The sequence below is a fragment of the Aeromonas media genome (assembly GCF_000819985.1).
In the GTDB taxonomy this organism is placed as follows: Bacteria; Pseudomonadota; Gammaproteobacteria; order Enterobacterales; family Aeromonadaceae; genus Aeromonas; species Aeromonas media.
Genome location: NZ_CDBZ01000002.1, coordinates 15231 through 15617, shown reverse-complemented (window position 1 = coordinate 15617; position 387 = coordinate 15231). Strand labels below are relative to the sequence as shown.

The following is a 387-nucleotide window of genomic DNA, read 5'->3' as shown; positions in this document are numbered from 1 at the left end:
CCAGGTTGTTGCGCTTGCCGTCGTAATCGAAGCTGAAGTTGCGGGTCACCACCAGACTGGACTCGGGTACCAGCCGCACCTGCATCCCCTCGTGGCGCTCCAGCAGCTGGCTGAGGCTCTCGCCCGCCACCGGCACCAGATCCACCGCTACCGGCACAGCCCCCACCGGCTGAGTCACTACCAGCGCATCGGCACTGAGCTGGGTCTGGTTGAAATACTCCTTCACCTTGCCCGAGACGCACACCTCGGCGCCCGGCACGATGGCGCCGTTGGCCTGGGTGCTGTGGATGAAGAGGCCGTCGGAGGTGGCCGGATCCCCGTCCCCTTGCGGGTCCTGGATGAAGAAGCCCTTGTAGAGACCGTTCACCACCTGAGTGACGATGCCAC

The 387-nt window shown here is 65.1% G+C and carries 1 pseudogene; it reads right to left on the bottom strand.

Annotated features, from left to right (window positions below):
• Positions 1 to 387 (bottom strand): annotated as a pseudogene (locus BN1127_RS00080) (ExeM/NucH family extracellular endonuclease); the annotation flags it as partial.